The organism is Pseudoalteromonas sp. S4741 (assembly GCF_005886135.1).
Classification (GTDB): domain Bacteria; phylum Pseudomonadota; class Gammaproteobacteria; order Enterobacterales; family Alteromonadaceae; genus Pseudoalteromonas; species Pseudoalteromonas tetraodonis.
In genome coordinates this window covers 1-5,196 of the sequence record NZ_PNCN01000121.1, presented here as the reverse complement: position 1 = coordinate 5,196, position 5,196 = coordinate 1, and the positions used below count along the sequence as shown (strand labels likewise).

3 protein-coding genes are annotated in these 5,196 nt (G+C 40.9%); all 3 read left to right on the top strand.

Translation table 11 applies throughout. The features are described from left to right. Positions 1 to 355 precede the first annotated feature (355 nt). Positions 356 to 1,174, top strand: coding sequence for a mechanosensitive ion channel family protein (locus CWC30_RS15260; RefSeq protein WP_013464003.1), 819 nt, complete (start codon positions 356 to 358; stop codon positions 1,172 to 1,174). Positions 1,175 to 1,280: 106 nt separating this feature from the next. Further along, positions 1,281 to 2,063 carry a DUF481 domain-containing protein gene (locus CWC30_RS15255; protein WP_138627522.1) on the top strand — a complete coding sequence of 261 codons (783 nt, stop codon included), beginning with the start codon at positions 1,281 to 1,283 and terminating at the stop codon, positions 2,061 to 2,063. Positions 2,064 to 2,185: 122 nt separating this feature from the next. After that, on the top strand, positions 2,186 to 4,735 hold the full coding sequence (locus CWC30_RS15250; RefSeq protein ID WP_138627521.1) for an SLBB domain-containing protein: 2,550 nt from the start codon (positions 2,186 to 2,188) through the stop codon (positions 4,733 to 4,735). Positions 4,736 to 5,196 lie beyond the last annotated feature (461 nt).

Genomic DNA, 5,196 nt, shown 5'->3' with positions numbered 1-5,196 from the left:
GTAATAGATTTAAGTTTACTGCCTTGAAACTGCGCAACTTGGAAAATATTTTTTGCTAAATCAATAGCAATTAAATTAGACTGTGCCATGTATGGACTCCTTAATTGGTAAAAGTTGTTTTGCAATTTCTTTATACCGTACTCTCCCGTTAATGGGGAGGAGTCCATACATCTGCTACGGATATAAAAACCTTGCGATATTAATCGTAAAGTTTTTAAATTCCTCGAACCTCGAACCTCGAACCTAGAACCTAGAACCTAGAACCTCGTAAAACGCTGTTGCAAACATGTATTAAAGATTTACAATACAATAAACAACACCGCTAAACTGTTTAATAACACTATCAGGAGTTAATATGGATTCAATACTCAATTGGCTGAATGAAAATTCAGGCTTAATCTTACACTACGGTATTCAAGCAGTCATAGCGCTTGTTATATTTTTACTGGGTGGACGAATTGCCAAATTTTGTGCAAAGTTAACCGAAAAAGCATTCGACAAGAAAAAAGTAGATAAAGCGGTTTCATCGTTTGTCTCTAGTATTGTATATGCCATTGTATTTGCAGCCACTATTTTAATGGCGCTGTCACAAATTGGCATCGAAACCACATCATTCATTGCTATTTTAGGTGCGGCAGGTTTAGCCGTTGGCTTAGCACTGCAAGGGTCGTTATCTAACTTTGCGTCAGGCGTATTAATTATTCTACTTCGCCCATTTAAATCAGGTGACTACGTTGAAGCTGGCGGTAAAGCCGGTACGATTAAAAAAATCGAAATATTTTCAACAGAAATGCGCACACCCGATAACAAAGTTATTGTAATGCCTAATTCAAAAATCATGTCAGATGCAATTATTAACTACTCGCGCGAATCAACACGCCGCGTTGACCTTGTGATTGGTGTTGGCTACGACGCCGACTTACGAAAAGCAAAAGAAGTACTTAAATCAGTACTAGATAACGAATCGCGTATTTTAAAAGATCCTGCATACAATGTATCAGTTTCTGAACTTGCCGATTCAAGCGTTAACTTTATCGTACGCCCTTGGGTTAACTCAGAAGATTACTGGCCAACATACTGGTCGTTAATGGAAAACATTAAAATAGCGTTAGACGACGCAGACATTACCATTCCATTCCCGCAAATGGATGTACATTTACACAAGCAAGACTAATTTTTTAAAATACTTATTTATTAAGGCAGCGCTCAAATTCGATTTATTAATATACGCGTTGCCTTTTTAATAGGTATTAATACATTTTTATAGGGTTATTTTTTTAATGAAACTTAAGCTTTTATCAATTTTAGTAGCAGCCTCAGCTACAACCAATGCATTTGCATCAGAAGATGAGCAAAAAACCTGGGAAGTTACCAGCGAAGTAGGCGCTATTATTACCAGCGGTAATACCGAAACAACCACGTTAAAAGGCGGTATTAAAGTATTGCATAACTTAGAAAACTGGAATAACGAGTATAAGTTAGACGGCATCTACAAAGAAGATGAAGTAGAAAACGACGACGGCAGCAAAGAAAAACAGCGTACTAACGAAAAGTACTCTATATCAGCGCAGGGTAATTACAAATTAAACGAAAAGCACGCTCATTTATTTATTTACGGGTCGCATGTTTCTGATTACTTTGGTGCATACCGAAGTGAGTCGGTTATTTCAGCGGGTTATGGTTTACGTTTACTAAACGAGTCAAACATGAAACTAAATGCTGAAATTGGTCCAGGTTATAAGTACTTTAAATACCCAGATGTAAGCGAAGAGGTTGATGAAAACGGCAACTCACTAGCGGGTGAATACGAAGGCGAAGTGATTGCGCTAGGTAAAGTAGACTTTAGCTGGAAAATTTCAGACAACGCGCGCTTTACTCAGTTAGTATCAATGGAGTACGGTGATACTAATACCAAAACTCGCTCAGAAACTGCGCTACTTACTAAAATTAATGGCTCACTGCAAATGAAAGTGGCCTATAATATAACCAATAACTCAGATGTTGCTGATGACAAAGAAAGCACCGACACAGAGACCTCGCTAACACTGGTTTACAGTTTTTAACTAATAATACCAGGTTAATGACATTTAAATGACTAAAGGGGCAAAAGTCCCTTTTTTATTTGTCCAATAATAATGTACAATACGCAGCAATTCTTGTTGTAGACCTAGGGAAATACCTACTCGTGAACGTTTTTAAACACTTATTTAGTGCTTTAGTATTAATATGTAGCTTTAGTGCATTAGCATTCACTCCGAGTGCGTCGCAAATAGAGCAATTTAAAAAATTACCAAAGTCTCAGCAGCAGGCATTGGCAAAGCAGTACGGTGTTGATCTATCGGCAATAACTGGGTCAAGCCAATCAAGTAATCAACCTCAAGTTGAAGAACCAACAATCGGTCCTCGTTTAGTACAACAAGAGCAAGCAGCAAAAGCAGAACCAGCAAAACAAAACCCTAATACAGTTAAGCCATTTGGTTATGAACTTTTTGCCGGTGAACCAACTACCTTCATGCCTAGTGAAACGTCAGCAGTGCCTGATACGTATTTAGTTGGCCGAGGCGATCAGCTATTAATAAACTTTTATGGTAAAGAAAGCGCGAGCTTTGAAGTTATTGTTGATCGCGAAGGGCGCATTAGCATCCCTGATTTGAGCCCGGTACAAGTCGCTGGCTTAACTTTTTCTGAGGTAAAGCAGTTAATTAAGTTAAAAGTAGAGCAAGAAGTTATAGGTGTAAAAGCGTTTGTCTCGCTTGGTCAACTTCGCAGTATGCGTATTATGGTATTAGGTGAAGCATACAAACCAGGAAGTTACAGTGTGTCGTCGCTTACTACAGTGTCTCATGCTTTATTTGTAAGTGGTGGGGTGTCGGATATTGCATCATTACGTAATATTCAAGTTAAGCGGGCTGGTAAAGTAGTTACTAATTTCGATTTATACGACCTACTTATTCACGGTGATAGCAGTAACGATATTATTTTAAAACCCGGCGACGTGGTATTTGTACCTTCGGTGGGCGCACAAGTTAAAGTAGAAGGATTAGTTAAACGCCCTGCTATTTTTGAGCTTAAAAAAGGCGAAACGGCGAAAGAATTACTAGCTATGGCTGGCGGCTTAAAACCTGGTGCCTATACTAAAAATGCCGTGGTAGAGCGTTTTAAAAACAACCGCAAAGAAGTACTTACCGTAGACTTTTCTGCTAGCAATATAAATTACATTCCGCAAGACGGCGATCGCATTCGTTTTAACACGGTAAGCGCACAATATAATAACGTTGTAAATTTAGTGGGGGCAGTAGTTCGCCCTGGTAGTTACCAATGGCACCAAGGTAAACGCATTTCCGACGTGTTAAAGTCGGTGCGTGGCGACCTGCTCCCACAAGCCGATTTAAGCTATGGCTTAGTGGTGCGCGAAATAAACATAAATGGTGACATAGAAGTGCATCAGTTTGATGTAGCTTTAGCTATTGTTAAAAATAGTGAAAACGACTTAATCCTTAACGCTAACGACAAAATACTTATATTTAGTGAATTTGAAGAAAAACGTGATGAAAAGTTAACGTTAGCAGCAACGGGCTCAGGCACTAAAAAAGATACCACAATTGAGCAAGCTGCTAGCCAAGCAGGAGATAGTAACCAGCTAAGTGCTGCTAGCTATACACCTTATAGCCGTAATAATTTGTTAGCACCAATAATTAAAAAGTTAAAGCGACAAGCGTCTACTCAGCAAGCTATTCAGCTAGTTGAGGTGAATGGTAGTGTTACTTACCCAGGCGTTTACCCATTAACAGTAGATGCTGAAGCAGCAGATTTAATCACAGCAGCAGGTGGTTTATTGGAGTCGGCTTACACCAAACAAGCCGAAATTACCCGTATGGTAAATGGCGATGCTTCAAATGTTGAGCACATTAATATAGACCTTGCTCAAGTATTGAGTGGCAATGCACAAGGCCTTAAATTACAAAGTAAAGACAGCTTAAATATTTTTACCATTCCTAACTGGCAAGAAAACGTAAAAGTAACCCTTAAAGGTGAGTTGCTATTCCCGGGTACGTACACCATTCGCCGCGGCGAAACACTAACCGATTTATTAAACCGTGCCGGTGGCTTTACTAACTTTGCCGAGCAAAAAGCAGCGGTGTTTATTCGCCAATCGGTTAAGCAGCAAGAGCAACAACAACTAGCCCGTTTAGCTACTGAACTACGCCGCGATGTAGCATCAAAAAGCTTTCAAAATTCAGTAAGTAGTAGTGCGCTTTCGTACGACGAAATGAACAAACTACTTAACGACTTAGCCAGTGTAGAAGCTGTAGGGCGTTTAGTTATTGACCTACCACTAATTGCTAAAAACCAGCAAACACTAGTGCTACAAGATGGTGACACTTTATATGTTCCAAGCAAGCGCGACTCTATCAGCGTAGTGGGAGAGGTTAATTATGCAACTACTCACTTATATAAAGCAGGCGTTAGCCTAGACGACTACCTAGAGCTAAGCGGCGGCTTAAAAGAGCGCGCCGACGACGATCGTATTTACATTATAAAAGCCAACGGCTCGGTTAAAATACCTAGCGCAGGTAACTGGTTTGCCGTTAATAACTCAGACCAGCTAGAACCAGGCGACACCATAGTAGTACCTATGGACACTGGGCACATGGATAAGCTAACGCTGTGGAGCACAGCAACGCAAATACTTTACCAACTAGGCGTAGCAGTAGCCGCGATAGGCAGCCTATAATATAGGGTTATAAGCAACGGGTATCGGGCTGTGGGCTATTAGCTAAGGGCTTAGAGGGCTCGAAACTCGTAGCCCGTGGCTCGCAGCTAAAATGTTTTTTAAAGCGGGGCTTTACGCCTCGCAAAGGTAGCAGCGACTTTATGTCGCGTCTGTTAGTGATTTTATTTACCACAAAGGGTAAAGAGAAGCCGTTAGGGATTAAGGAAGTGACGAGTTGCGAGCTTCGGGGTTTAAATAGCCTGTAGGCGGGGCTTTACGCCGCGCAAACTTGTTTCTCTGTGAAGCGCGCAGCGCCTCGCGTGCTCTGTGGTTCAAAATGATTTTGTAGACGGGGCTTCACGCCCGCAGGTGTTTACTTAAAGACTATGAACCTAGAACCTAGAACCTAGGACCTAAAACCTATTTTTTATCAGACCGTAGGAACTGCAACCTAGGGGCGGAAGCGTGCCCGAAGGGCTAGA